The sequence below is a fragment of the Jiella pacifica genome (assembly GCF_010500815.1).
GTDB lineage: Bacteria > Pseudomonadota > Alphaproteobacteria > Rhizobiales > Rhizobiaceae > Jiella > Jiella pacifica.
In genome coordinates this window covers 1-25,606 of record NZ_JAAAMG010000036.1, presented here as the reverse complement: position 1 = coordinate 25,606, position 25,606 = coordinate 1, and the positions used below count along the sequence as shown (strand labels likewise).

General features: G+C 61.5%; 24 protein-coding genes and 2 pseudogenes. 15 read left to right on the top strand and 11 right to left on the bottom strand.

Annotated features, from left to right (window positions below; translation table 11 throughout):
- Window positions 1-99 precede the first annotated feature (99 nt).
- Window positions 100-222 (top strand): annotated as a pseudogene (locus GTK09_RS25215) (antirestriction protein ArdC); the annotation flags it as partial.
- A gap of 159 nt (window positions 223-381) precedes the next feature.
- Here GTK09_RS25215 and GTK09_RS25210 read toward each other — a convergent pair.
- From GTK09_RS25210 to GTK09_RS27900, 3 genes are read right to left on the bottom strand one after another with little or no spacing between them, the layout of a single operon-like run.
- Entirely contained in the window at window positions 382-588 is a 207-nt protein-coding gene (locus GTK09_RS25210) for a hypothetical protein (RefSeq protein ID WP_163466170.1), read from the bottom strand.
- 10 nt (window positions 589-598) lie between these two features.
- On the bottom strand, window positions 599-1,105 hold the full coding sequence (locus GTK09_RS27905) for an IS630 family transposase (RefSeq protein WP_281353541.1): 507 nt from the start codon (window positions 1,103-1,105) through the stop codon (window positions 599-601).
- Between the two features lie 47 nt (window positions 1,106-1,152).
- Window positions 1,153-1,662 carry an IS630 family transposase gene (locus GTK09_RS27900; RefSeq protein ID WP_163466169.1) on the bottom strand — a complete coding sequence of 170 codons (510 nt, stop codon included), beginning with the start codon at window positions 1,660-1,662 and terminating at the stop codon, window positions 1,153-1,155.
- 415 nt (window positions 1,663-2,077) lie between these two features.
- Here GTK09_RS27900 and GTK09_RS25190 point away from each other — a divergent pair, with 415 nt between their 5' ends.
- The gene (locus tag GTK09_RS25190) at window positions 2,078-2,395 is read left to right on the top strand and encodes a DUF736 domain-containing protein (protein ID WP_163466168.1); all 318 of its coding nucleotides are present in this window, start codon (window positions 2,078-2,080) and stop codon (window positions 2,393-2,395) included.
- Window positions 2,396-2,420: 25 nt separating this feature from the next.
- Here the strand turns inward: GTK09_RS25190 and GTK09_RS25185 are convergent, their stop codons facing one another.
- The 7 genes and pseudogenes from GTK09_RS25185 to traC form a co-directional block, all read right to left on the bottom strand.
- The gene (locus GTK09_RS25185) at window positions 2,421-2,696 is read right to left on the bottom strand and encodes a WGR domain-containing protein (RefSeq protein WP_163466167.1); all 276 of its coding nucleotides are present in this window, start codon (window positions 2,694-2,696) and stop codon (window positions 2,421-2,423) included.
- Window positions 2,697-2,795: 99 nt separating this feature from the next.
- The gene (locus GTK09_RS25180; RefSeq protein WP_163466166.1) at window positions 2,796-3,074 is read right to left on the bottom strand and encodes an HU family DNA-binding protein; all 279 of its coding nucleotides are present in this window, start codon (window positions 3,072-3,074) and stop codon (window positions 2,796-2,798) included.
- Window positions 3,075-3,360: 286 nt separating this feature from the next.
- The gene (gene istB / locus GTK09_RS25175; protein ID WP_163466178.1) at window positions 3,361-4,089 is read right to left on the bottom strand and encodes an IS21-like element helper ATPase IstB; all 729 of its coding nucleotides are present in this window, start codon (window positions 4,087-4,089) and stop codon (window positions 3,361-3,363) included.
- 8 nt (window positions 4,090-4,097) lie between these two features.
- Window positions 4,098-5,591 (bottom strand): annotated as a pseudogene (gene istA, locus GTK09_RS25170) (IS21 family transposase); the annotation flags it as partial.
- An 80-nt stretch (window positions 5,592-5,671) separates the two neighbouring features.
- On the bottom strand, window positions 5,672-7,594 hold the full coding sequence (gene traG / locus GTK09_RS25165) for a Ti-type conjugative transfer system protein TraG (RefSeq protein ID WP_163466164.1): 1,923 nt from the start codon (window positions 7,592-7,594) through the stop codon (window positions 5,672-5,674).
- Entirely contained in the window at window positions 7,584-7,799 is a 216-nt protein-coding gene (gene traD, locus GTK09_RS25160; protein WP_163466163.1) for a conjugal transfer protein TraD, read from the bottom strand. Before traD ends, traG begins: the two co-directional genes overlap by 11 nt.
- A gap of 4 nt (window positions 7,800-7,803) precedes the next feature.
- Window positions 7,804-8,067 (bottom strand): conjugal transfer protein TraC, encoded by a 264-nt coding sequence (traC, locus tag GTK09_RS25155; protein ID WP_163466162.1) that lies wholly within the window; start codon window positions 8,065-8,067, stop codon window positions 7,804-7,806.
- A gap of 259 nt (window positions 8,068-8,326) precedes the next feature.
- Between traC and traA the strand changes: the two genes are divergently transcribed.
- From traA to GTK09_RS25090, 13 genes are all read left to right on the top strand, one after another.
- Window positions 8,327-11,635: a Ti-type conjugative transfer relaxase TraA gene (gene traA / locus GTK09_RS25150; protein WP_163466161.1), complete on the top strand. Its 3,309-nt coding sequence runs from the start codon at window positions 8,327-8,329 to the stop codon at window positions 11,633-11,635.
- The gene (gene traF / locus GTK09_RS25145; protein WP_163466160.1) at window positions 11,635-12,165 is read left to right on the top strand and encodes a conjugative transfer signal peptidase TraF; all 531 of its coding nucleotides are present in this window, start codon (window positions 11,635-11,637) and stop codon (window positions 12,163-12,165) included. The genes traA and traF overlap by 1 nt, the downstream gene beginning before the upstream one ends.
- Window positions 12,086-13,309: a conjugal transfer protein TraB gene (locus GTK09_RS25140; protein WP_163466159.1), complete on the top strand. Its 1,224-nt coding sequence runs from the start codon at window positions 12,086-12,088 to the stop codon at window positions 13,307-13,309. Before traF ends, GTK09_RS25140 begins: the two co-directional genes overlap by 80 nt.
- Before the next feature lie 290 nt (window positions 13,310-13,599).
- On the top strand, window positions 13,600-14,262 hold the full coding sequence (locus GTK09_RS25135; protein WP_163466177.1) for a helix-turn-helix domain-containing protein: 663 nt from the start codon (window positions 13,600-13,602) through the stop codon (window positions 14,260-14,262).
- Window positions 14,255-15,481, top strand: coding sequence for a type II toxin-antitoxin system HipA family toxin (locus GTK09_RS25130; RefSeq protein WP_163466158.1), 1,227 nt, complete (start codon window positions 14,255-14,257; stop codon window positions 15,479-15,481). The genes GTK09_RS25135 and GTK09_RS25130 overlap by 8 nt, the downstream gene beginning before the upstream one ends.
- Before the next feature lie 178 nt (window positions 15,482-15,659).
- On the top strand, window positions 15,660-15,800 hold the full coding sequence (locus tag GTK09_RS27265) for a hypothetical protein (RefSeq protein ID WP_203561199.1): 141 nt from the start codon (window positions 15,660-15,662) through the stop codon (window positions 15,798-15,800).
- A 13-nt stretch (window positions 15,801-15,813) separates the two neighbouring features.
- Window positions 15,814-16,446, top strand: coding sequence for a lysozyme family protein (locus GTK09_RS25120; protein WP_163466157.1), 633 nt, complete (start codon window positions 15,814-15,816; stop codon window positions 16,444-16,446).
- 106 nt (window positions 16,447-16,552) lie between these two features.
- The gene (locus GTK09_RS25115; RefSeq protein WP_163466156.1) at window positions 16,553-17,290 is read left to right on the top strand and encodes a LuxR family transcriptional regulator; all 738 of its coding nucleotides are present in this window, start codon (window positions 16,553-16,555) and stop codon (window positions 17,288-17,290) included.
- 83 nt (window positions 17,291-17,373) lie between these two features.
- On the top strand, window positions 17,374-18,045 hold the full coding sequence (locus GTK09_RS25110) for an acyl-homoserine-lactone synthase (RefSeq protein WP_163466155.1): 672 nt from the start codon (window positions 17,374-17,376) through the stop codon (window positions 18,043-18,045).
- A gap of 243 nt (window positions 18,046-18,288) precedes the next feature.
- Entirely contained in the window at window positions 18,289-18,675 is a 387-nt protein-coding gene (locus GTK09_RS25105; protein ID WP_163466154.1) for a transcriptional repressor TraM, read from the top strand.
- 595 nt (window positions 18,676-19,270) lie between these two features.
- Window positions 19,271-20,515 (top strand): sensor domain-containing phosphodiesterase, encoded by a 1,245-nt coding sequence (locus GTK09_RS25100; RefSeq protein ID WP_163466153.1) that lies wholly within the window; start codon window positions 19,271-19,273, stop codon window positions 20,513-20,515.
- A gap of 173 nt (window positions 20,516-20,688) precedes the next feature.
- Complete coding sequence (locus tag GTK09_RS25095) at window positions 20,689-22,128, top strand: diguanylate cyclase domain-containing protein (RefSeq protein ID WP_163466152.1); 1,440 nt, start codon at window positions 20,689-20,691, stop codon at window positions 22,126-22,128.
- A 144-nt stretch (window positions 22,129-22,272) separates the two neighbouring features.
- Window positions 22,273-24,711 carry an MHYT domain-containing protein gene (locus GTK09_RS25090; RefSeq protein WP_312869959.1) on the top strand — a complete coding sequence of 813 codons (2,439 nt, stop codon included), beginning with the start codon at window positions 22,273-22,275 and terminating at the stop codon, window positions 24,709-24,711.
- 57 nt (window positions 24,712-24,768) lie between these two features.
- Here GTK09_RS25090 and GTK09_RS25085 read toward each other — a convergent pair whose 3' ends face one another.
- Entirely contained in the window at window positions 24,769-25,419 is a 651-nt protein-coding gene (locus GTK09_RS25085; protein ID WP_163466151.1) for a TetR/AcrR family transcriptional regulator, read from the bottom strand.
- Window positions 25,420-25,606 lie beyond the last annotated feature (187 nt).

Genomic DNA, 25,606 nt, shown 5'->3' with positions numbered 1-25,606 from the left:
CTCGACGCGCTGTGAAATAATGCGGAGGAATGTGGCTAGAAATCCCGGGCTTCGGCCAATCTGGTAGTGTTCCTTCGCATTATGGACTGCTGCGGATAACTGCAAGTGCTGAAGGACGACAAGCGGGCGATCTTCCAGGCGGCCGCCTATGCGCAGCGAGCGGTCAATTATCTGCATCGCCTTCAGCCTGCCGATCGCAATGAAGAGCGGGATGCGGCCTGATATCTTAGATCCGAATGCGACTGCGGAGGACGATCAGCCCTCCGCGGTTCACCTACGCGCGTTTTCGCCTGGCGCCGGCGTCCGGCTCCTGGCGCTTGCTTTCATGGCGCGGTCGGGACGATGCATGAGCACGACGGAGCAGCTGCTCTGCTTGCCTCTTCACACCACAGGAATCCGAAGCCCAAGGCCGTCGGTCGGGATCGAGCGGCTTTGCCAGCAAGGCCAGTCCGGTGGGATGTCTGCTTTCTCTTTCCGTTCGCCTTTACTGTCGTCCAGAATGCGAGCAAACGGACGCATTGTCAGGCTTCCCAATCCAGCAAACGCGTCAACTCCATACGCGGCGAGATTCATCAATCCAATGGTCATACCGTCGGACTCAAGAAAGCACCCGTTCGATCCAGGGATATCGGCATAGCGAGATGACCGTTTGAAGATCGCGAGTTGCTCGGTTCCAGACGTCGCAGCATGCGTCCATGATGTGATCCCGGTCGCGGAAGACGCGCAGGCTGAGGGAGGTCTCACGAAGGTAGAGCCATAGGCGTTCGACGGGATTGAGCTCCGGGCTATAGGGCGGCTGGATGACGAGGGTGATATTGCCCGGCACGTCGAGAGCTTCCGGTTTGTGCCAACCGGCGCCGTCGAGAACCATGACGACGTGGGTGTCATCATCGATCGTCTCGGCGAAGGCGTCGAGATAAAGGTTCATGATCTCGGCGTCGACGTGCGGCATGACGAGCGCGAAGGAGCGCCCTGTCCGCGGTTCGACGGCACCGAAGATGTAGGCCCATTTGAAACCTTGATCGCAAAGACCCGGCGGTCGCTTTCCCTTCGTCCACCAGCGATGGCAGGTTCGGCCCTTCTGTCCGACCCGCGCCTCGTCCATGAACCAGAGTTCGATCCGCTTATCCGGATGGGCCGCTTCGGCCTCCTTCAGGGCGCGTTCGAGCCCCCTTTTTGAAAGGCTTCGCCGGCCTTCGGATCCTTCTGCGGATGGGATGGCCGCGCCTTCTGATGAGAGAAGCCGTTGCGCCTCAGGATGCGCGAGACGCTCCTGCGGTTCATCCGTTTGCCGAACCGCTCCGCGATCCAGTCCGCGAGTGCCTGCGTCGTCCAGGTCGAGACGCCGTCCTTGTCGGGATCGGGACCGCGGAAAACGACGTTGGCGAGAGCGGCTTCCTCGCCCTCGGTCAGCTTCGGCTTGGGATGGCCCTTTGGTCGATCGTGAAGGCCGCTGACCCCCGCATCATTGTAGCGGTGGACCCAGTCCCTCAGCGTCTGCCGATCCATGCCCGCAGCTTTGGCCGCCTCTGTCCGGCTCATGCCCGAGAGCGCATTCGCAAGCGCCAGCAAACGGCTCGCGGTTCGTCCATTCCTCTCGCGCCGGGCCAGCGCCCGAAGCTGATCGGCCGAAAGATCGTCTCGAATGATCAATCCTGGCATCGTCAAAGCTCCCTGTCTCAAAACAGGGACTCATCAAAACCATTCAATGGCAAATCACGCCCGAGTCAGATCAAACGACCCTTGGTATCAGACGTCACTCCGGCAGTGGTCGGCGCATTTGCCATGTCTTTGCCTGTTCCTTGTCCGCCGATTGTCACGGAGCTCACCCAACGCGGTCTCGATCCGGCATGTCTGACCGGAAGCCGGCTTCGCCTCGCCCGGCTTGTCGCAACGGTGAGCCGTCGCTTTCTTCCCCTGCCGGCTGGGCCGCCATTCCTCGCGAGACAAGAAAGCCCCGGCCCGCCGTCCTCCATTTCATTCCGGCCTTTCAGGTGCGCGCCGTTCGTTCCCGGTCTCTTCGACAGCCATCGAGGCCGCGATGGGCGCGTCCCGATACACTGAAAGGAACAGAACAATGGCAAACATCGGCTCTTTCACCACGACCAAGAGCGGCTTCGCCGGGCAGATCAAGACCCTCGCGCTGAACGTCAAGGCCCGCTTCGAGCGCGTCGAGAACCCGTCCGACAACGGCCCGCAGTTTCGCATCTTCTCCGGCGCCGTCGAACTGGGCGCCGCCTGGCAGAAGCAGGCGAAGGGGACCGAACGCGACTATCTCTCGGTCAAGCTGGACGATCCGAGCTTCCCGGCTCCGATCTACGCTACCCTGGTCGAGGTGGAAGGCGAAGAGGGGATGCAGCTGATCTGGTCGCGTCCCATCAGCAACCGAGAGTAACCTGGCAACAGAGCGGCTCCGTCAATCAGGCGGGGCCGCTCAGCCGTGTTGCGAGGCAGACGCTCGGAGAATAACCACGCATCCGTTTCGCGCGCAGAAAATGAAGGAACAATCCGACGGCTTCGGCTTCATCGTCACAGCTATGCTGGACCGACCGGCCGCGGGTGCCGATCCGGCCCCAGCGGCGAACGAGGCAAGGATTTCCGAACAGCGTCTCTTCGATCGACAGGGCATAGAAGCGGGCCATGTTCCGGCCCGCTTCCCGTCGCTCCACATAGACCTGATAGCGCTGTGCGATCATGACGCTGAGATTCGCGCGTCACGATGCATGCGTCCAATGAATGCTTTGAATCATTGGCGCGTGCCGATTCATTTCGGTGATGAACCGCGAGGTCGGTCGTCAGCTGTTGAGCGCATCCTTGACGGCTTTCGCCGGCATGTAGGTGAGTTTCCTCGAAGCGGCTATCTTGATGGTGCCACCGGTCGCCGGATTGCGGCCGTCGCGCGCTGGCACATCCTTGACCTTGAATTTGCCGAAGCCGGGAATGCTGGTTTCCTCGCCTGAATTGGCTGCACTGGCGATCTTCTTGAACACGCTTTCGACGATCGCCTTCGCCTGGGTCTTGGTGATGCTCTGTTCGCTCGCGATCTTATCGGCGATGTTGTTCGTCGTGGTCATGGTCTTGAGGTCCTTTCGTCGATTACAAACCAGTCCATTCATTCCGTTTGGGGGTGATAGAGCGGTATTGCCGCCAATCCACTTACATTGTCGCTATCACCGAGTACGGCACAGCCTATTGCGGCTCGAACCGGCTTTTCCCGTGTCAAACAGCACTGAAACGGGACCCCCTATCGGCGCCGAAAAAGGACCCCCCTTCGGAGCGGGTTTTCGCGCAGCCCTGATCGGCCCGGAGCCGTAGGCGGAGGGGCGATCAGGGCTGCGCGTGCGGTCTGCTGATGTGGGGTCAGGCGCGGTTCTTGAAGCGCCAGCTCTCGTTGCCTGTTTCAATGATCTCGCAGTGGTGGGTGAGGCGGTCGAGGAGCGCGGTCGTCATCTTGGCATCGCCGAAGACGCTCGGCCATTCTCCGAAGGCGAGGTTGGTGGTGACGATCACGGAGGTCTGTTCATAGAGCCGGCTGATCAGGTGGAAGAGCAGCTGGCCGCCGGTCTGGGCGAAAGGCAGGTAGCCGAGTTCGTCGAGCACGAGGAAGTCGAGCCGGCCGAGGAGATCGGCGGTGCGGCCCTGCTTACCGCCGCGGGCCTCGGCATCGAGCTTGTTCACGAGGTCGACCACATTGAAGAACCGCCCTCGAGCGCTGGCGCGGATGCAGGCGCGCACGATGCCCACGGCGAGATGCGTCTTGCCCGTGCCTGTGCCGCCGACCAGCACGAGGTTGCGCTGCTGCTCGAGGAAGGCGCCGCCGGCGAGATCGCGCACCAGCGTCTCGTTGACCGGCGTGTCCTCGAAGGCGAACTCCTCGATCTCCTTGGCGAACGGCATCCGCGCGATGGTCATCTGGTACTTGATCGAGCGCGCCTGCTTCTCGCTCATCTCGGCGGTCAGCAGATCGCCGACGACGCGCTGAGGCTCGTGCTGGCGCTTTACGGCGGCAGAAACGATCTCGTCGTAGCCTGCGCTCATGCCGAAGAGCTTCAGGGTTTTCATCGTGCTCAGGATCTCGGTGCGCTCCATCATCGGGCTGCCCTCCTCGGGGTGTCGTACCGGGCGCAGTCGGCGACCGGCTCGTGGACGAGGCGCAGGGCCTCGGGTGTCGCAATCGTCGCCGGGGGGGCAGGCTCGCGCCGGCGGGCGAGGATGTTCAGGATCACGTCGGACGAGTGGACGCCGTCGGCGAGCGCCTCTGTGCAGGCGGCCTCGACGGCCGACAGGCCATCCGCGAGCGCTGCGCTGAGGATCTCGACCATCTGCCGATCGCCGTCCGGCACGCTCTTGAGCTTGCGGCGGACCCGCTCGAGAGGAGCGGGCAACTCCCAGTCCTTGAACGGCGCCCCGTTCCTCAGTGCCCCGGGCTTGCGGGCGAGCACCGGCACATAGTGCCAAGGGTCGTAGACCGTCTTGCCGCGACCGAAGGCGCGCCGGTGCTCGCCCACCACGGGGCCGTCCTGGCGGACCTCGATGCGTTCGGCGTAGGCGCGGATCTCCACGGGCCGCCCGACCGCGCTGGCCATCACTGAGTACTTGTTGCTGTCGAAACGGACGAGGCAGGTCTTCGAGACGGCAGCTGGCACGGCATGGAAGCCATCGAAGGACCCGCGGTAAGGCACGAGGCTCGGCTGTTCTTCTTCGAACATCTCCCAGATCGTGCGCTCCGGCGTCTCCGGATGCCGATGCGCCTTGGCCCAGGCGACGCAGCGGTCCTCGAGCCAAGCATTCAGCTCGTCGTAGCTCTTCACCTTTACCCGCGGCGCAAAGAAGCGCTGCCTGACGGTGCCCACCTGGTTCTCGACCTGACCCTTCTCCCAGCCCGACGCCGGCGTGCAGGCCACGGGATCAACCAGATAGTGGCTGCACATCTGCAGAAAACGGCGGTTGTAGGTCCGCTTCTTGCCAGTGAAGACCGCGTCCACCGCCGTCCTCATGTTGTCGTAGATGCCCCGCGTGCAGGCTCCGCCGAAGAAGGCGAAGGCCCTGTCATGCGCGTCGAAGACCATCTCCTGGGTCTCCCGCGGGTAGGCACGCACAAGCATCATCCGGCTGTGGCAGAGCCGGACGTGCGCGACCTTCACCGTCGTGGTGACACCGTCGATCACCACGACCTCATGGCTCCAGTCGAACTGGTACGCCTCGCCAGGCGCGAAGCTGAGCGGCACGTAGGCCGCGGCGGTCGCCTCGCTCTCCCGGCGCTTCCAGGCGGCCGCATACCGTCGAACGGCATCGTAGCTGCCCTCGTAGCCGAGCCCACGCAGCTCTTCGAAGATGCGGATCATGGTCAGCCGCTCCCGGCTGGCCCGCGCCGCATTTGCCGCCAGCAGGGCGTCCAGCTGGTCGCGCCACGGGCCGATCTTCGGCTGCGGCTGGGAGCTTCGCTCGTAGCTGAACTCCGTCTCCTCGGAGCGGATCACCCTGCGCACCGTCCGACGCGACACCCGCAGCTCGCGGACGATCGCCTTGATCGACTTCCCCTGGACGAAATACGCGCGACGGATCTTCCCGATCGTCTCCACAACCAGCATCCCAATCTCGGCCCCCGATAACTTCGGGAACACCGTGGACCCCAATGCCAGAGGGGTCCCGTTTGGACGCCGATCACCCCTCAGACAGGGTCCTTATTCCACGCCGATCCACATTTCCCGGCGACGGTCTTCATGTCCTTGCGCCTGAACCAGATGGCCCGGCCGCAGCGGAGCGGCGGGTTGCCGGCGGTGAAGACGATCTGCTCGTCCCCGCGCATTCGCAGGACTTCGTCCGGCAGGATCAGCGGCCGAGCGGCTAGTTGTTTGGAGCGTGTTCGTGACGATCCCGACATCTGCGATGTCCGGCTCAACTGATCGACCTCGACGGTGGTGTTGCCGCATCGCCGCGAAATGTATTCGGCGGTTTCCGGATCGTTGATCGCCGCGAAGGAAACCCAGGACGCGCTCTCGAACCATTTCGATGTCGCGTCTCGCCCGCCATAGGTTTCACGCATCTGCCCGATCGACTGAAACAGGAGAAGCAGGCTGATGCCGTATTTGCGACCTGCGTCGCGGGCGGTTTCCAGAATGCGGAGATAGCCGAGACGTGCAACCTCATCGAGGAGGAAGAGCGTGCGGCCTTCGATTTCGCCATTCCGATTGTAGATCGCATTGGCGAGCGCGCCGATGATCGTGCGCGCCAAACCCGGATGGGCGTCGAGCGTCTTGAGGTCGAGATTGACGAAGATGTCGGTCTTGCCGTCAGCCAGATCGTCGGTCGAGAAGCTCGAGCCTGAGACCAGCGCCGCATAGTTCGGATAGCTCAGCCAATGGGTCTCCTTGATCGCATTGGCATAGACCCCGGAGAAGGTTTCCGGCGTCATGTTGACGAAGGCCGCGACGTTTTCCCTGACGAAGCGGGACCCGGAATTGTCATGGATTCTTTGGAGCGTCTCCCGCAATTTGGGCTCGGGCTCGGACAGGTTCATGCGGACCTGCCGCAGCGTCTGGTTCTCCCGTTCGGTATGTCCCGAGAGGCAGACATCGGCGATCAGGGCGATAAGGAGCTGGAGGGCGGAGGCGCGGAAGAAATCGTCGCGCACCGAGACCTGACGGCCGACATCCGTCACCACCCAGTTTGCGACGGCAACGACGTCTTCCTCCTTAGTGCCGCCGAACCGGCCGATCCAGTCAAGCACGTTGAAGCCCGTCGAAGGCGTCGTCGGACTGAGCACGAAGACCTCGCGGCCCGCTTCCCGCCGATGGTCGATCACCATCGGCGCGACCTCGTTCGACGGGTCGAGTGCCACCAATCCGCCGCCCCATTTGAGCGCTGTCGGCACCGTAACCGACGTCGTCTTGAATCCGCCGGACCCGGCGAATACCAGGCCATGGGTCGACCCGAAAGTGGCATCGAAACAAAGGAGCGACGACTTGCCGCCCGCGCCCCAGCTTTCCGCTTTGTCGGCCCTGAAACTGCGTGAAGCGACACTGTCCTTGTCGACCCGGTAGGCTTCGCCGACAACGATTCCGCCATCCTCGCCGAACAGGCGTTTGGCTTGGCTGATCGCCATCCAATCCGCCGCGCCGTGGATTGCCCGCTTGCCTGTCACCCGACGGGGCTTTGGACTGGCGAAGGCAGCGTCTCCGCGCAGCGCGACGCGCAAGGCGAAGATGCCGGCGATCATGCTCGTCATCGCGCCGATCGCTGTCGAAGGGTCGACATATTCGACAAGGCTGTGTCCCGCCGGAACCGAGGTAGCGAAGCCCGCCAGGCGGGTGAACTCGCGTGTGAAGGCGATGACGACGATCGCGAACGCGCCGATCAGAACGCCCAGCCCCGCCGATTTGATTGCGACGGCGCCGCGCGCTGCGAAGAGAGTGATGACGCCGATTGCCGCTCCGATCGCATAGGGAACCGCCAAGCCAATCCGGCCAAGCGTCTGTTGTGCCTGCGCCGACGATCCGAAGGCGGCAAGCCACGTGTCGACACCGGTCAGGCCCATGCTCGCGGCGAGCATCAGGGCAGGGGCTCCGACCAGGAGAAGGAGTTTAGCCGGCATCACCGGCGAATGCCTTCTCGCCGATCGCGGTCAGCCGTGTGCGCTCCGCATCGTCGTCCTTGATCCGGTCAGCCCCGTCGATCAGCAGTCCAAGCAGAAGCGCTCGCTTTTCATAGCGTAGGCCCGCCTTGGCGATCAGACCGCCGAGCTGGATCTTCTCATGCGCGTCCTTCTTCCGCGCAGCGCTCTGGCTTGACCGGTCCATCCGCTCAAACCTCGCGATCCTGCCCCGCTGCCGGGACAGTCTGGATCGGCGCGGCCGTGGATTGTTTGGCGTCGGCTCCGCTTGTGCGAAATCGCTTCGCCACCTCCTCGAACACCCCGAGGAGTTTCGCCTCGTCGATCTCGATGTCGCCAAGCCCTGCCTTCAGAGCGAGGCGTCCGATCCGCTCGGCCTCGCGGGTTTCGGCGGCTTTCAGCTGGTTCTGCAGTCTGGTGATCTCTTCCCTGATCTTGGATGAGGGCTTCTTCATTCCGTTTGCTCCCGACTCTCATGAACGCCTGAAAAGGCAAGAGCAGGATCGCCCGCGTGTGCGCGAAGCGCATCACGGCAGAAATGCCGGGTCGAGAGACCCGTCTCAATGAGAGATCATCCCAGCGATCCGAAGGTGAGCGTCCAAGGGCGCAGTAATACGTCGCGGATGGCGACGTGCTGCCGGCGGCCCGCCGAAAGGCGAGGGCGGCTCCTTCAAACCAATGCTGGACTTTGGTCTTTCAGGAGCATGCCGCGTCGTGGCGATCACGCATTTCACGCCCCAGCTGATTTCGCGCGGAAATGGCCGCAGCGCGGTGCTGTCAGCCGCGTATCGCCATTGCGCGAAGATGGAGCACGAGGCGGAAGCGCGGACCGTCGACTATTCCAACAAGCCCAATCTCGCCCACGAGGACATCCTGTTGCCCCCGGAGGCGCCGGCCTGGGCGCGGGCGCTCACTGCTGACCGTTCTGTGGCAGGCGCCTCGGAAGCCTTCTGGAACAAGGTGGAGGCTTTCGAGAAGCGCTCCGACGCGCAGCTCGCCAAAGAGTTCATCATTGCGCTGCCGGTCGAACTCTCGAAGGATCAGAATACCGCGCTGGTAGACCAGTTCGTTCGTGAACAGGTGCTGGCCCGCGGGCAGGTGGCCGACTGGGTGTTTCATGACGACCCAGGCAATCCGCACATCCATCTGATGACGACGCTGCGGCCGCTGACCGAGGCCGGGTTCGGCGCCAAGAAGGTCCCGGTTTTGGATGCAGAGGGCAATCCGGCCCGCACGGAACGCGGCAAGATCCAATACAAGCTTTGGTCGGGCGAGAAGGCAGAGTTCCTCGAACAACGGCAAGGCTGGCTCGATCTGCAGAACCGGCATCTCGCCATGGCTGGTCTCGAAGTTCGCGTGGACGGCCGATCCTATGCCGAGCGCGGCATCGACCTCGTGGCCACTACCCATATCGGCGTTGGAGCCAAGGCGCTTCAGCGCAAGGCGGATCAAAACGGGCAGGCGGTCGGTCTCGATCGTCTCGCGCTTCATCAGGCGCAACGGCAAAAGAACGCCGCGCGGATCGAGGCCCGGCCCGGATTGGTGCTCGACATGATCACCTCGGAAAAGAGCGTCTTCGACGAGCGAGATATCGCCAAGGTGCTGCACCGCATCGTCGACGATGCCGGAACCTTTCAGCGTCTGTTGGAGCGGATCATGCAAAGCCCCGAATGCCTGAAGCTTGCCGATCAGACGATCGAGTTTGCGTCTGGCGCCCGTGTTCCGGCACGGCTGACGACCCGCGCGATGATCAAGCTCGAGGCCGAAATGGTCAGCCGGGCCGACTGGCTTTCGGGGAGGAGCGGCTTTGGTCTGAACGCCGCGCTCCTCGAAACCGTTTTCGCTCGACATCAGCGGCTCTCGGACGAGCAAACGGCGGCGATCGAGCATGTGGCGGGGCCTGAGCGGATCGCGACCGTCGTGGGCCGGGCTGGGGCCGGCAAGACGACGATGATGAAGGCCGCGCGCGAGGCTTGGGAGCTCGCCGGCTACACCGTCGTCGGCGGTGCGCTCGCCGGCAAGGCGGCCGAAGGCCTTGAAAAGGAAGCGGGCATTCCGTCCCGCACGCTGGCTTCCTGGGAGCTCGGCTGGACCAAGGGCAGGGGAGGTCTCGATGACAAGACGGTGTTCGTTCTCGACGAGGCGGGCATGGTCGCGTCGAAACAGATGGCAATCTTCGTCGAAGCCGTCATAAAGGCCGGGGCCAAACTCGTTCTGGTCGGAGATGCGGAGCAGCTTCAGCCGATCGAGGCGGGAGCGGCTTTTCGTGCCATTGTCGAGCGCACTGGCTACGCCGAACTCGAGACCATTTATCGCCAGCGCGAAGATTGGATGCGCGCCGCTTCGTTGAATTTGGCGCGCGGCGAGGTGGCGAAGGCGCTTGCCGCATATTCGGCCAAGGGCAAGCTTGTCGGTGCCAGGCTGAAGGCTGAAGCCATCGACCGTCTGATCGCCGACTGGAACCAGGACTACGATCCGGCCAAGTCGTCACTGATCCTCGCCCATCTTCGTCGCGATGTGCGGCTCCTCAACACCATGGCGCGGCAGAAGCTGATCGAGCGCGGTCTGATCGAAGACGGCCATGCCTTCAAGACCGAAGACGGCGAGCGGCATTTTGCGGCCGGTGACCAGATTGTCTTCCTGAAAAACGACGGCTCGCTCGGCGTCAAGAACGGCATGATCGGCAAGGTGGTCGACGCCGCCGAGGGACGGCTTGTCGCGTTCGTCGGAGACGGCGAGGGGGCAAAGCGCGTTGAGGTCGACCAGCGCTTTTATCGCAACCTCGATCACGGCTACGCCACGACGATCCACAAATCGCAAGGCGCGACCGTCGACCGGGTCAAGGTGCTCGCCTCGCTCTCCCTCGATCGGCATCTGACCTATGTCGCGATGACGCGGCACCGCGAGGATATGGCGCTCTACTATGGAAGCCGATCCTTCCAGATCGCAGGCGGGCTCGAGAAGGTTCTCTCGCGAAAGAACGCCAAGGAAGTCACGCTCGATTACGCGAACAGCGGCTTTTACCGGCAAGCACTGCGGTTTGCTAACAATCGTGGTCTGCATCTGATGCGCGTCGCCCGGACGCTGATGCGCAACCGGATGCAATGGACGCTGCGGCAAAAGCAGAAACTCGTCGATCTCGGCGCCCGGCTCCGCGCGGTCGGTCCCTGGCTCGGGCTTGCCGGGGACCCGCATCGTCCTTCCCGGCAATCACCAGGAAAGATTGAGCCCATGGTCAAAGGCGTCGCCGCATTCACTCTCACGGTTGCCGATGCGGCCGAGGCAAGACTGCAAGCTGAACCGACGCTGCAGAAACAGTGGGAGAACGTCTCCCATCGCATTCGTCTCGTTTACGCCGAGCCTGAAACCGCCTTTGCCGCAATGCGCATGGACGCCGTGATGGTGGACAGTAAAGTCGCTGCCGAACGCCTGTCTGCCATCGATCGAAATCCCGCAACATTCGGCGCTCTCCGTGGCCGCGAGGGCATCTTGGCCAGTAAGACGGATCGTGAGGAGCGCCGCGTCGCGATGCTCAATGGTCCGGCCCTGCATCGCGATCTCAAGCGCTATTTCGAAATGCGGCAGACGACCCGGCAAAAGCTCGTTGCGGCGGAGGGGGCGCAGAGGGAACGCCTCTCGATCGACATTCCGGGCCTCTCACCCGCGGCTGGTCGGGTCCTTGAAAAGGTCCGCGACGCGATCGACAGAAACGACCTGCCCGCAGCCCTCGGTTTCGCGCTCGCGGACCGGATCGTCAAAGCCGAATTGGACGCTTTCAACAAGGCCGTTTCCGAACGGTTCGGAGACCGAGCTTTCCTCTCCCTGGATGCAAAAGAACCGAAAGGTTCGGTCTTCGAAAAGGCGGCGGCCGGATTGGCGTCTGCCGAGCGCGAGAAGCTCGCCGCGAACTGGCCGCTGATGCGCACGGGCCAGCAAATCGCGGCTCAGGAGCGCACCCGTGTCGCGCTGAAGGAGACGGAAGCGTTGCGGCAGTCCCAGCGCCAAAGTCAGGCGCTGAAGTAATGATCACGCGCGGCCGCTTTGCAGTCCTGACCGTCCTTGTTTCTCTCCCGATCGTCGTCTTCATCGCCGGCGTGTGGGGCGGGTTCAGGATCAATTTCTCGCCGAGCTATCCGCTCGGTCTTTGGCGCATCGAAACGATCCAACGCGATGTTCAGATCGGGGATCGCGTCTTCATCTGTCCGCCCCGCAATGCGACCTTCGAACTCGCCCGGAAACGAGGATATCTCCGCCAAGGGCTATGCCCAGGCTGGCTGAGTCCGCTGATCAAGACGGTGGTTGCGACGTCGGGTCACCGCGTCGGCGTCGCGGCATCGATCAGCATCGATGGGCGCGATCTTCCTCATTCCGACCTTCAAGCGGCTGACGGCTCCGGCCGATCATTGCCGCCCTATCCCGGCGGCGTCGTCCCGTCCGGATTTCTCTTCCTCCATTCCCCGTTCAAGGGTTCGTATGACTCACGCTACTTCGGGCCGATCCTGGCCAAAGGTGTTCTCGGCCTGGCTACACCCATCCTTACCTTCGGTCCGTGACTGTCTGATCGATCTTGGTTTTTCCGCAGCCAGCGTCGGAGTTGGCGCAGTTGCCTGGTGCGGCGAGCCCTTGGCATTGCCCGCCGCCGTCCTGTTCCCGGCCCTTTGGGCTTTTGCACCTGGCCGGTTTGTCGCCGGCCTGACAGCGTTGTCGTATTTCCTCGCGGCCTCGCGCGGCCTGCCGGTCGGCGTCTCGATTTTCTACACGACTGATATGGGGGTTGCGCTTGGCTTTTGGTTTGCCGCGTCCTCGCTCTTCGTCTTGGTCCATACGGTGCTGTGGACCCCGCAATCCGGATCGCATCGGCCGATACGCTATGCGATTGCCTGGATCCTGATGAGCCTGCCGCCCTTCGGCATCACTGGTTGGGCAAGCCCCATCACCGCCGCAGGCATCCTCTTTCCCGGCTGGGGGTGGTGGGGCCTTGCCGCGACGGGAGCGGGGCTCTCGATGATGACGACGCGCATCTGGCCAATCCCGACGCTTCTCTTCGGCACTGCGTTCGCATTGTCAGCCATGACCTGGAGCCCACCGAAAACACCGGAGGGATGGATCGGGATCGACACCGAGTTCCACCATGGAAGTTCCGGCGAGCATGCCGGTTACGAGCAGCATCTCGCGACCATCCATTTGGTCCAAGATGCCGCGACGGCCGGTCATACTCGGATTGTCTTGCCGGAGAGCGCATTCGGCATCTGGACGCCGACGACCGAACGTTTCTGGGAGCACGCGCTTGCCGATCTCGACGTCACGGTTGCCGGCGGTGCGATTGTCGTGACTGAAGCCGGCTACGACAACGTCATGGTCAAAGTATCCTGGAAAGAAGCGCGGATCCTCTACCGTGAGCGCATGCCGGTCCCGGTGTCCATGTGGCAACCGTGGTCGACCGGCGGCGCGTCGGCGCAAGTCTTCGGCAATCCGACCGGCAGATTTGCCGGCACGTCGATTGCGCCGCTGATCTGCTACGAGCAGCTGCTTGTCTGGCCGGTCCTGCAGTCGATGGAGTTCGAGCCTGATGTCATCGTCGCGACCGGGAACGGCTGGTGGACGGGAGACACCAACATCGTCGCGATTCAGAAGGCATGCGCCGAGGCCTGGGCGTCGTTGTTCGGCTTGCCGCTGGTCATGGCCTTCAACACCTGAGTTAGGATGAGCGGTGCTCGACCGCATAACCAGATGCGGAACAGTGCAGGCGGCTTCGAGTAGAGCTTGCAATAGACCTCGCCAGCAGATTGTTTGGATGTAAAGAAGCCGCTTACAGTCCCGGCCATTGGCCTCGGCCGCTCTTGTTGAGTGGCACCTCGGCGTAAATTTTGATCTGCTTTAGCTGATCATTTGCAGCGTTCGATATGTCAAAGGAGATCAAAATCGACACTCTGTTGACTATATGCTAAACCATATATTAGGCCACAAATGATATAGAGTTGCAGATCATGAAGCATGCGAGCGAGGACATTATTGAGGCGCTGAAAAATGCCCGAAAAGCCAGAGGGCTAAGCCAACGGGCTCTCAGCGAGCGCACCGGCGTACCCCAAAGCCATATCTCAAAGATAGAGCAGGGAAACGCCGATATCAGACTGTCCAGCCTGATCGAATTGGCGCGAGCGCTCGAGCTTGAGCTCAAGCTCGTGCCGCGTAAGGCGCTCCCGGCCGTTGAAAGCGTGGTGCGCACAGTATCGCCGCCTCAGGCAACCACAAGCGCGGATACATCCAAAGACGTGCGCCGGGCGCTCGACATCATCGCGCAACTGCGCAGCACCTTCCCAGATTTGAGCGGACTTCGCACCCTCCAGGAAGGCCTGCAGATCGCGAGCCATGTTAAAGACCTCACCCGGTATCAGGAGCAAATCCGCAGCATCACGAAGCCGATTCGCGACATCCAGAAGCAGACGGCGCAGCTCAAAAAGCGGAATGACGAGATCACCCTACCGGCAAGTACGCTGCGCGAGATCACGCAAACGGCCGATGTCGCCCGGCAACTCCGCAGCCATCTTGCGAACAGCCCGCAGCTGACGCCGTCCAAGCCGCGCCCCGCCTACCGGCTGGACGATGACGACATCGATTTCCGGCAGAGCGGGGAGGCCGGCGATGGCTGACGTCTCGGTGCTGAATGTGAAGCTTTATGGCGAGACGATCGGTACGCTCACCCATGTCCAGGGTGACCGCACACTGTTCAGCTTCACTGACGGCTATATCGATGACCCGCACAGGCCCGTCCTCAGCCTGTCCTTCAAGGATGATTTCGGGCAGCTCATCACCGAACTGCCTGCGACGCGCACGCGCCTTTTGCCTTTCTTCTCGAACATGCTGCCGGAAGGCCATCTGCGGGACTATCTCGCGGAGCGCGCAGGCGTAAACCCACAAAGGGAGTACTTTCTCCTGGCGGCGCTCGGCCGCGACCTGCCCGGGGCGCTGACCATCGAAACCGCTGACGGACAGGCCTGGCCGATCAGCCCGGAGGACGAGGTCAATGTGAGGCGAGGAAGCCGCGGCAACGCGCTGCGCTTCTCACTCGCGGGTGTGCAGCTGAAATTCTCAGCGCTCAACGATCATAAGGTCAATACGGGCCTCACCATCCCGGCCGAAGGTGTGGGCGGCTCCTGGATCGTGAAGCTTCCCTCTACGCGCTTTGAGGGCGTGCCAGAGAATGAGTTCGCAATGATGACGCTCGCCCGGCAGGTCGGCATCAACGTGCCGAAGATCGGGCTTGTCGATCTGGAGGAGATCGGAGACCTTCCAGACGGCCTCGGCGATCTCAAAGGCAAGGCCTATGTTATCGAGCGTTTTGACCGCACGCCGGACGGGCCGATCCATATCGAGGATTTCGCGCAGGTTTTCGGCGTCTACCCGGACAACAAGTACGGCAGCGCGACCTACAGGAACATCGCGACGGTGATCGGCGCCGAGTGCGCGGAAGAGGATATCCGTGAATTTACCCGGCGACTGGTGTTCAACACGCTGATCGGCAATGCCGACCTACATCTCAAGAACTGGTCGCTCATCTATCCGGACAGGCGCAGCGCGGCGCTGTCGCCGGCCTATGATTTCGTTTCGACGGTCGCATACATTCCAGACGACGAAGCCGCCCTGAAATACGCCCGGCAGCGTCGGTTCGATAGGTTCGATCTCGACGAGCTTTCTTATCTCGCCGCCAAAGCCCGCCTGCCGGAGAAGCCGATACTCGACACCGCGAAAGACACCGTTGCCCGGTTCCAGGAAGTCTGGGCGAAGGATAGGTCGCATTTGCCTCAGGCTCAAGAAGTCACAGACGGGATTGATGCTCTTCTGGAAAAACTACCCATCGCTCGGGTTTGAACGGGTTCGATGACGTGTGCGCCACGTCACTGCGGCTTGCTCTCCAGTGGCACGGCCGTGGTCGGGCGATTGAGCTTCAGCGCTAGTCTTCGCCGATCCAATCGGCAGATTTGCCGGGGCGTCGATTGCGCGGCTGATCTGCTATGAGCAGCTGCCTGGCTGGCCGATGCTGCGGTCGATGTTCGAGCGTGACGTCATCGTTGCCCGCGGGAATAGCTGGCGGACGGGACACGCCAACATCATCGCGATCCAGAATGCGTGCGCCGTGGCGCGGGCGTCGTTGTTCGGCTTGCCGCTGGTCATGGCCTCCAACACATGAGTCAAGGTGCCCAATGATCGATGCCGATCTTCTCCATCACTGTGTCGACCCTCGTCTGAAGGTCGAGATTGCGCAACGCTTCGTCTCCGAAATGAATGCCGCCGATCCTTTCGCCGTCAGGATCTATCAGGGAAACAAGAGGGTCCTGACGCCACCACCCAGCACGGCGGAGAGGGCCGTCGATATTGCGCGACAATGGGTTGGACGGGCGGACGTCCGGATCGGCGTGACGCAATACCCCGCGGGGCTCGGCCTGTCTGAGCCGTCGGAAATCACGGCCGACTTGTTCGACCCTTGCGAAAATTTGAGCTTCGGCACCGCGCTTTTCGGAAAAGTCCTGCGCATCGTTGAAGAGGTCGGCGAGGTGCCGGAGGCATCGATATTTGATGCTGCTATCCGAGCCTACTTCTCCGGCACGTTCGAAGGGATCCAGGTTTTCAATACTGACGATCCCGATTCAGCCGCCTCAATTGATCCGACGACGGCTGAGATCAAGCCAGGCGATGCGTTCTCGATCGATCCAAATGGTGCATCGGACGATGAACCTCTTTCAGAAGGACAATTGTCTGAGAGCCGTGACCCGGCAAACGCGGAAATCCGGATCGACCTCTCCCGTATCACCTCCGGGTCGCAACGGGTCGACTGAAGTTCGACGGTTAAATGCCGGAGAATGCAAACACCACGTGTGGTATCGCGATCGAGAGCTCGGCCTGACCGGGCAACAGACTACTAGCGTGTGTGGAAGAATGAGAATGAATGAGACTGCTGATGCACGGCTCTTTGCGGCGCTGTCGGAGATTCAGAATGCGACTGACGGCGAAGCGATCGAGAAACTATTGGATCATCTGATCGCGTTCTACGGCCTGAAGAGTGCCGCCTATCTTGGCACAGGGATCGCCCGGGCGCCTGATGCTGAGCCCTATCTCGCGGTGACATACTCGCCCGACTGGGTCGAGCGGTACAAGGACCAGCGATACGCTGAAATCGACCCCGTGATCGTCATGGGGCTCCGGCGCCTGCTTCCTCTCGATTGGAGCGAGTTCGGCAGGCTTGAAGGCAAACAAGTCACGCTATTCGGCGAAGCCGGAGAGTTTGGTCTTGGCAGGCGCGGCCTGTCGATCCCCGTCCATGGACGCCAGGGCGATCGCGGGCTGCTATCGATCACGTCGGATCTCGGCGAAAGCGAATGGGAATGCGAGAAACGCATCTACATGCGCGACTTTCAGGTCCTTGCCACGCATATCCATGATCGGGTCCGGCGGCTCGAAGGCTTGGCGCCTCAGCCTGCGCACCTTTCGCCGCGCGAGCTCGAATGTCTGGAATGGATCGCGCAAGGCAAAACGGCCTGGGAGTGCGCGGCCATCCTCGGCCTCTCCCAGCATACCGTCCGCTGTTATCTGGAAAGCGCGCGGCACAAGCTCGACGCCATCAGCAACACCCATGCGGTCTCGATCGCGCATAGGACGGGCTTGCTGTTCCAAACTTTGTAAACCCGGCTGATGAACCGGATACTGGCTCACGGCGATCGCCGGTAACTGGCGTCTCCGTCGTCTACGAACGAACGGAGACCAAAATGATCATCACTGTCGAAAGCGTCGATCGATCCAAGCATCCCGCCTTGGTCGACGAAATGTTCCGCATGCGCGCCGAGGTCTTTGCCGACCGGCTTGGCTGGGAGGTGCATGTCGAGAATGGCCGCGAGATCGATCGGTTCGATTGCGAGGACCCGCTCTACCTCTTGTCGCTCGACGAGCAGTCTGGCGACTTGCGAGGAGCGGTCCGGCTTCTGCCGACGACCGGACCCAATATGCTGAGGGACGTCTTTCCGGTCCTCATGCCCGGCGGAACAGTGGAGAGCCCGCTGATCTGGGAGAGTTCCCGGTTCGCCGTCAATCCGCGAATTCTGCAGTCGCAGGATCGTCATGAAGCCAATCACATGGTCAACCGCACAACGATTGAACTGCTTTGCGGGATCATCGAGGTGTGCCAGCGAGCGGGCATCGAGCACGTCGTTTCCGTGTTCGATGCTAGGATGGCGCGCATTTTCAGATCGATCGACTGTCGCTTCGAACAATTGGGCACGCCCACCCGGATCGGCAGGACGATGACCTATGCCGGGCTGTTCGACATGAGCGACGAGATGAGGGTGACGCTCGGCACCGCGGGAGAGCTTCCGGCCCCGGTGCTTGCCTCCGTGCCCCCATACGGGAAACTCTCTGATCGGGTGATCATGGCCGCGGAATAATTCCCCCCTTGAAGCACCGCGCCCATCTGGAAATCGACGCGCGCTTGAAATAGAAGCGGTCCCGAGGCGGTACGCGCCGCCTTGGGGCGTGGAAACCCCTCTCTAGCGGTTTGGTGCCGGCCGTTACGGCGCCAAGGATCCTCTGGCCAATGGCCGGGGGCCTGTGACGTATGTCCAGGTGCCTCGGTGCTAAAGGTCATAGGGGCCGTCTAGAGCGGTTTTTCCAACCCCCGGCTTGGGGTCATGATCTGTCTGTTCGCGGGGGCGTACCGCGGACCAAGCCGTGGGATAATTTCAACTTTGCCGAAGATGCGCAGCGTTCATCTAAAACCGACGTCAGCGGGTGGATCGATCGCCGCGATCCTTGACGGTCTGGACGGTAGCGAACTTGAACGTCTTGCCTGCGACGTTATTCGCGAACAAAGGCGGCGGCTCGAGGAAGCGCAAAATCTGTATGATCGCTTAGGCAGCAACGCGGTGTGCGGAGCCGATGACGCAGGACCCGACGAGGTCTGGCACGATTACCGTTTTGCGCTGCTCATGATGAAGGCTCATCACCAGATCGTCTCAGCAGTCCTCGATGAGCTGGGCTACGTGCCGCAGGTTTCGGCTATCGAACGACATCACTGAATCGAAGATTTTGAAATCCTGGCAGCTGCCACCACGGTGCCTCGGAGCGAAGAAGTTCCATAATACCAATTTTGATTGCGCCTATAATTTATTGAATTATTCTGAAGATTTTGCATCCATGTTCCATAACATATCATATGACACTAGACAATTTCGTTGTTGGACGCGACATTTGCAGCTTCCAGCACGTCGTGTGATAACGTCGCCCTCCTATCGCGGGACCGAATTGCGGTGCACTCCTTCCAGCCGGCGCTGTCCCAAATCGCGCTGACGGCACCTTTCTTCTTGACTCAGAGCGCCGTCACCGTGGCTTATCCGGAGTGACTGCCGCGAACTCGGGTCGCAGCTTCGCCTGTGGACCCGCAACACCGTGCGCGGCGACGGCAGTGTGGACCGCTGCCGTAATAGAGCGCGGTGCCCCTCAGGGGCTGGCAGACGCCCGGACAAAGTATAGGCGACCACGCCGTTTCAAAAACCCACGCAGTCGCGACGAAATCACAAAACCGCGTAACGAACGGTTTCTTTACATACCAGTCGTTGAAGTAGGTTAGGGTCGGAGGTCCCGTTAGGACGGGTGCGGCCAAATGGAGTTCGCATGCCCTGGCACTTGTCTGGTCAATCTGCAGTGGCAACGGATATCCCGCCCCATATGGCGGAAGCGATGGAGCGTGTTCTGGTCGCGAGCCGGCTTCATCTGGGGATGGATCTCGCTTTCATCACCGAGTTCCTCGGGAAGGACCGCATCTTCCAAGGCGTCAGTTCGGCGGAAGCTTCACCGCTTCGTCCTGGGACTGTCATGCCGCTCGCAGTCGGGTACTGCGCTCATGTGATCGCCGGCAGGCTTCCCGAACTGATCCCGGATACAGCGCTTGTCCCGCTATGTCAGGCGCTGCCCGAGACCAAATCCTTTCCGATCGGCGCTCATCTCAGCGTTCCGATCCGGCTCCGGGATGGCCGCGTATTCGGAACCTTCTGTTGCCTTAGCCATACCCCGAAACCCTCTCTGAACGCCCAAGATCTCGAACTTATGCGGACGTTCGCGAGCCTGACTGCGTCCGGCTTGGACAGTCATGTCCTCTCGGTGCACAAGCGCGACGCGCAGGCCAGAGAACTGCAGGCAGCTGTCGAGGCGGGTGACCCGCGCATCGTCTTCCAGCCTATCGTGCGAACTTCCGATCTTTCGATTGTCGGAGTAGAAGCTCTGTCCCGCTTCTGGACCGAGCCGAGACGGGGACCCGATGTCTGGTTCGAAGCCGCCAGCATCATTGGATGGGGCACTGACCTCGAACTGCTCGCAGTGCGGAAAGCTCTGCAGGCAGCATCAAAGCTGCCGGACCATCTCTCCGTCAGCGTCAATCTCTCGCCTGATACGCTGACCTCCGCCGATGCCACAGATGCCCTCGCGGGGTTTGACCCCCGGCGGATCGTTATCGAGCTCACCGAGCACGTTCCAATATCAGACTATGGCCCCATTATTCGCGCTCTCCATCCGCTCCGGAAGAGAGGTATACGGATTGCTATCGACGATGCAGGGGCAGGTCATTCCAGCCTGCGGCACGTCCTTGCGCTCAAGCCCGACATCATCAAGCTCGATACCAGCATGATCCGCGCCATCAATGGCGACCGGATGCGCAAAGCCATGGTCATGGCGCTCGCCGAATTTGCTCAGCAAACGAGAATCCGAGTGGTAGCAGAAGGAGTCGAGACGCAAGCCGAGTTTGAGACCCTCCGCAAGCTGAACATCACGCACGCCCAAGGCTACTACTTCGCTGTGCCACAGGATGCGCAACACCTTCAGATGTCCTTGGCACAAAAATTAAGACGTGGGGCGCCATCGTAGCCACAAATGCTCTTTCATTGCCGCCGGCTCGATGATCGCTGGGCAACTCTGCTTCTGGCGATGGCCAATTGGCAGCGACGCTTGACCACCATACTTGCAGGCATTCTAAGTCGCTGAGCGGAAAAGCTTTTACCTCCTCGTGCTAGCGATAGTGGGCTGCAAGGAGGACAGCCATGATCGCGGCGATCGTGACGAGACATCTGCCAATTCTGTTCGTGCTACCGGCCTTGCTGATCCTGATCGTCACGGGCTGCCTCGTCGCGGCCACCGTGTATTGGTCCGCAAGCAAAACGGACATCGCCTCCGTCGACCGGGAAACGCGTCTGGTTCGACGGCTCGTGGATGATCGAATTGCCCGGATCACCAGAGATCAGCTCACCTCGACGACATGGGACGAGGCAGTCAAAGGCCTCTCGGCTCCCGTCGATTCCGACTGGCTGGACGATAATCTCGGCGTATGGATGCATGATTATTTCGGCATCGACCGCGTGTTCATTCTCGACGGGACCGATCACTCGCTCTACGCCATGATCGACGGCAAACGCAGAAGGCCAGACGCGTACTTTTCACATGCGTCTCTCATCGAGCCGATCGTGAAGGAGTTGCGCCAATTCATGGCTTCTCCGGCAGCCGCCAGCTCGGGATCGCCCTTCTTCCGCCGATACATCCTCCTTGAGAACCGCCCGGCTGTTGTCAGTATCGCCCCAATTCTCCCCGAGACCGCCGATGGTCGCCCGCTGACCGGCAGTGAGCCGGTTCACATCGCAATAAACTTCCTCGATGCCGCCTTCCTCACGGAGCTGGGAGAGGATTTTATGATCCTCAGGCCGCGTTTCTCCTGGACGGGAACGATTGGCGCGCACGAGGCCGCTTTTCCACTGAGTTCCGCGCGCGGCGATCTGGGTTTTCTGGTGTGGACCGTGCAGCAGCCGGGGAAGGAGATTGTCTCTCAGCTTGCGCCGACGCTGATGATCGCGGGCGGGACGATCCTGCTGCTGGCAGGGCTCCTTCTGCTGCATCTTTACCGGACCACCGTCAGGCTTCTTCGCTCACAGGCGCATATTGAACATATGGCGCATCATGATCCGCTCACCGATCTCGCCAACCGGTTTTCCTTCGAAGACTATCTTGAACGGCGGGCGCGGGAGTTCGAGCGGACCGGTCGCAGCTTCGCCGTCCTCTATCTCGATCTCGACCGCTTCAAGGCGGTAAACGATACGCTCGGGCACTTGGCCGGCGACGAACTGATCCGCCAGGTCGCGGAACGGCTGCAGACCACGGTTCAGCGAAACGATCTTGTCGCTCGCCTCGGCGGAGACGAATTCGCTGTCTTGCGCGATTTCGCTCCAGATCGGACAGACGTGGAGCGGCTTGCCGAAGCGATCCTCATGGCCATTGAGCATCCTTTCGTTCTAATGCAACAGCACGTCGTTATCGGTATCTCGATCGGCGCTGCCATTGCGACTGAGGGTGCGGCCAATCAGACCGATCTTGTGCGCCGGGCCGATGTTGCTCTTTATCGGGTGAAAAACTCAGGCCGAAACGGCTTTCTGCTTTTTGAAGAGGGGATGAATCGGCGAGGTGCCGAGGGCGCTTCGCGCATCGCCGGATGAGAAGGCCTGTGATCCGCGGAGGCTTAAGAGGAAATGCGTTAGCAGCGAGGGCCGAAGCCCGTTCAGATACTTACTCGGCCAATGCTCCTGCCATGCTGATGACCCGTGTCTAACAATAACAGTGCTTGACCTGGTCGCGTGCTGATGAATCTGAAGGGACGAACAGATTTTACCGGAGCGATACGCGATCGTTGCGACAGGGGCGGTGCTGCTCATCTCCTCAGTTTTGTCGCTCCCGCCGAGACGGATAACGTGCAGCGCGAGTTCCGAGCGAGCGAAGGGGAGCTGGAGGTCATGATCGTCGAAGGCACTTATAGCTGGCCGCTGGTCGTTCTCTCCATCTGCATCTCGACAGTGGCAGCCTATACTGCTCTCGATCTCGCTGGCCGTGTGCGTAATGCGGCGGGATGGATACGGACGGGGTGGATCGTAACGGCAGCGATCGCCTTGGGTGGCGGCATATGGGCGATGCATTTCGTTGCCATGCTTGCCTACAGAATGCCGATGGAGGTCAGTTACGACCTCACTCTCACCGCTTTGTCCCTCGCTCTGCCGATCGTCGTGACAGGCGTCGGATTTGCGCTGGTCTGTGATCGGGTCGTGAGCTGGCCGGTCCTCATCGCCAGCGGTCTGATCATGGGATGCGGCATCGCAACGATGCATTATCTCGGCATGCATGCCATGCAGATGCCGGCCACGATCGACTACGATCTGCGTTTGGTGGCGGCTTCGGTCGGCATCGCCATCGGCGCTTCCATAGCCGCGCTTTGGCTGGCTTTTGCGGGAACGGTTTCCTCCCGCAAGCTCGCCGCATCTGGCGCCATGGGCCTTGCGATCTCGGGCATGCACTATACGGGCATGGCGGCAGCAACCGTCTGGATGCGGCCTGATGCCGCCGACATGGTGATGGATCCAGCGCTCGATCCCATGGCTCTAGCGTCCGCCGTTGCCGCATTGACGTTCCTCATCCTGTTCCTGGCGCTGCTTGCCTCCATCGTTGATCAGCGCCTTGCCCTCGCAAGTGCACGCGAAGCAGCCGTACTGCAGAGAAGCCAGGAGCGCTTCGTCACGCTCTATCGGCGCACGCCGCTCCCACTGCACGCCCTCGATGAGAACGGCTGCATCGAACATGTCAGCGATGTATGGCTCGACGTGCTCGGCTACGAGCTGGATGAAGTTGTCGGGCGTCCGCTGACGGACTTCATGACGGAAGCCTCCGCGCGACGGCGCGTGGAGGTGGACTGGCCCGCGTTGCTCGCCTCTCAAAAAGTACGCGGCGTCGAGTATCAGTTCATCACGAAGGACGGGCGGCAGCTGCACTGCCTGCTATCGGCGCATATTGAGCGTGACGGCGACGGCCGTTTCGTCCAGGCATTGTGTGGACTGGTCGATATCACGGCGCGGCGTGAGGCCGAAGAGCAGCTTCGCCAGTCTCAGAAACTCGAAGCGCTGGGCCAGCTGACCGGCGGCCTAGCCCACGACTTCAACAACCTCCTCGCTGCCGTGCTGGCCAATCTCCAAATCCTGCGCAAACGTCTTCCTGACGATCCTAAGCTCCGCCAGTTGGCCGACACCGCAATTATCGGCGCGGAGCGCGGTGCTTCGCTGACGCAGAGGATGCTGTCCTTCTCGCGGCGGCAGGACCTGCGTCCTGTTGCCGTCAACATGCCGGAACTGGTGCATGGGATGGCGGATCTCCTGCAGCGCTCGATCGGGCCTACTGTGCAAATTGAGACCAAGTTTCCAATCGGACTTCCGCTGGTAAAGGCCGATGCCAATCAACTCGAACTGGCTTTGGTCAATCTTGCGGTCAATGCCCGCGACGCGATGCCGGAGGGTGGCACGATCACGATCTCCACCAGAGGCGTCAGCAAGATTTCCGTGGATTCGGAACTTGCTGTGGGTGAGTATGTCTGCCTGACCGTCGCCGATACGGGTTGCGGGATGGACTCGGCGACGCTCGCTGCCGCCACGCAGCCGTTCTTCACCACCAAAGGCGTTGGCAAGGGAACAGGGCTTGGGCTCTCGATGGTCCACGGCTTCGCGGGGCAGTCAGGCGGCCGATTTGTGCTTTCAAGCGAAGTCGGCGTGGGGACAAGGGCCGAGATCTGGCTACCGGTCGCAGCAGCTGTGCCCATCGCCAATGAAGCTCCCACAGCTCCTCCAGAACAGGCAAGCCTGGACACGGAGGGACCTCTGACGATCCTCGCTGTTGACGACGACGCGATCGTGTTGATGGGCACAGTCGCTCTGCTCGAAGAGCTTGGTCACACGGTCGTCGAGGCCCATTCCGGCAAAGTCGCCCTGGAGATACTCCGGCAAACGAAGGTGGATCTCGTCATCACCGACCACGCTATGCCAGTGATGACAGGCCTGCAGCTGATTGCCGCCATTCGGCAGGATCATCCGGATTTGCCAGTCCTTCTTGCCACAGGCTATGTCGAACTGCCCGATGGCGCGGATCAGAGCCTTCCACGCCTCTCCAAGCCTTTCTCCTCAGAGCAGCTTGCCATTGCGATAGACGCTGCCCTCATAGCACCCCCCGCTGATAACGTCACATTTCTCCGTCCAAGGCCGCGGTAACGCGGACGACACGTCATCACCAAAACTCGGCATCGGCTGGTTCAAATCTGAGGACTTTCATGGCTTTTGCTTTCTGGGCTTAGTTGCAGTCTGAGGGTGACTTCCTTTGAAACCGGTGCCGCCCGCGATGATGGCGGCAAATGTGGCGGTGGCGTCAGCGCATGTGCTCCTGCCGATGACAACGTCCGCCGCCAGGCATTCTCCAGATGCGACGAAGGCTCGGCATCGCCTCTCAAGTTCGGAAGGAGCGACGGCGACGTGCGGGCCGAGAACGGCGATAAACATCCGAACGCTGTTTTCAAGCAGATCGGCGAAGACCGAGGCTCTTTCCGGCGTGCCGGCGAGGGCTGCGCCGACCGCATGAAACTCGCCGGTCACGTCGCTGGCACACGCGATATAGGCCAGCGCCAGTTTCTCGACCGTCTCCCGACTGCCGAGCTGGCTACTCTCCATGCGTTCGCGGAACGCATCGACCTTCTCGGTGTCGATCCAGCGATAGAGTTCAAGCAGGAGATCGATCCGTCTGCGGAAATGATCATAGGCAACGGGCTTCGAGACGCCGGCGCGCTCAGCGAGGCGCGCCAGGGTGAGCTCGTCCGTGCCCTCCTCGCCGATCATGCGTCGTGCAATTCGAAGGAGTTGGCGATGCCGCTCCTCATGTGAAAGACGCGCGGCCCGGGTCGATGTCTCAGGTTTCTTCGTGGTCATGCGGAAGGAACCTACTAATCGTAGCTTCGTTCCCTTCCACGTCACGATTTCAGCCGTGACTGTGTAGGGCGGTGAGAAAGTAGGCCACGAAGCGGCGCCAGTTGGGGCTGCCGCGCCGGAGTAAAATCCGGCCAGTGGTTAGGCTGTTTTCCTTTGTCGGGAGAGCGGCCGGGAATGTTCGCCGTGG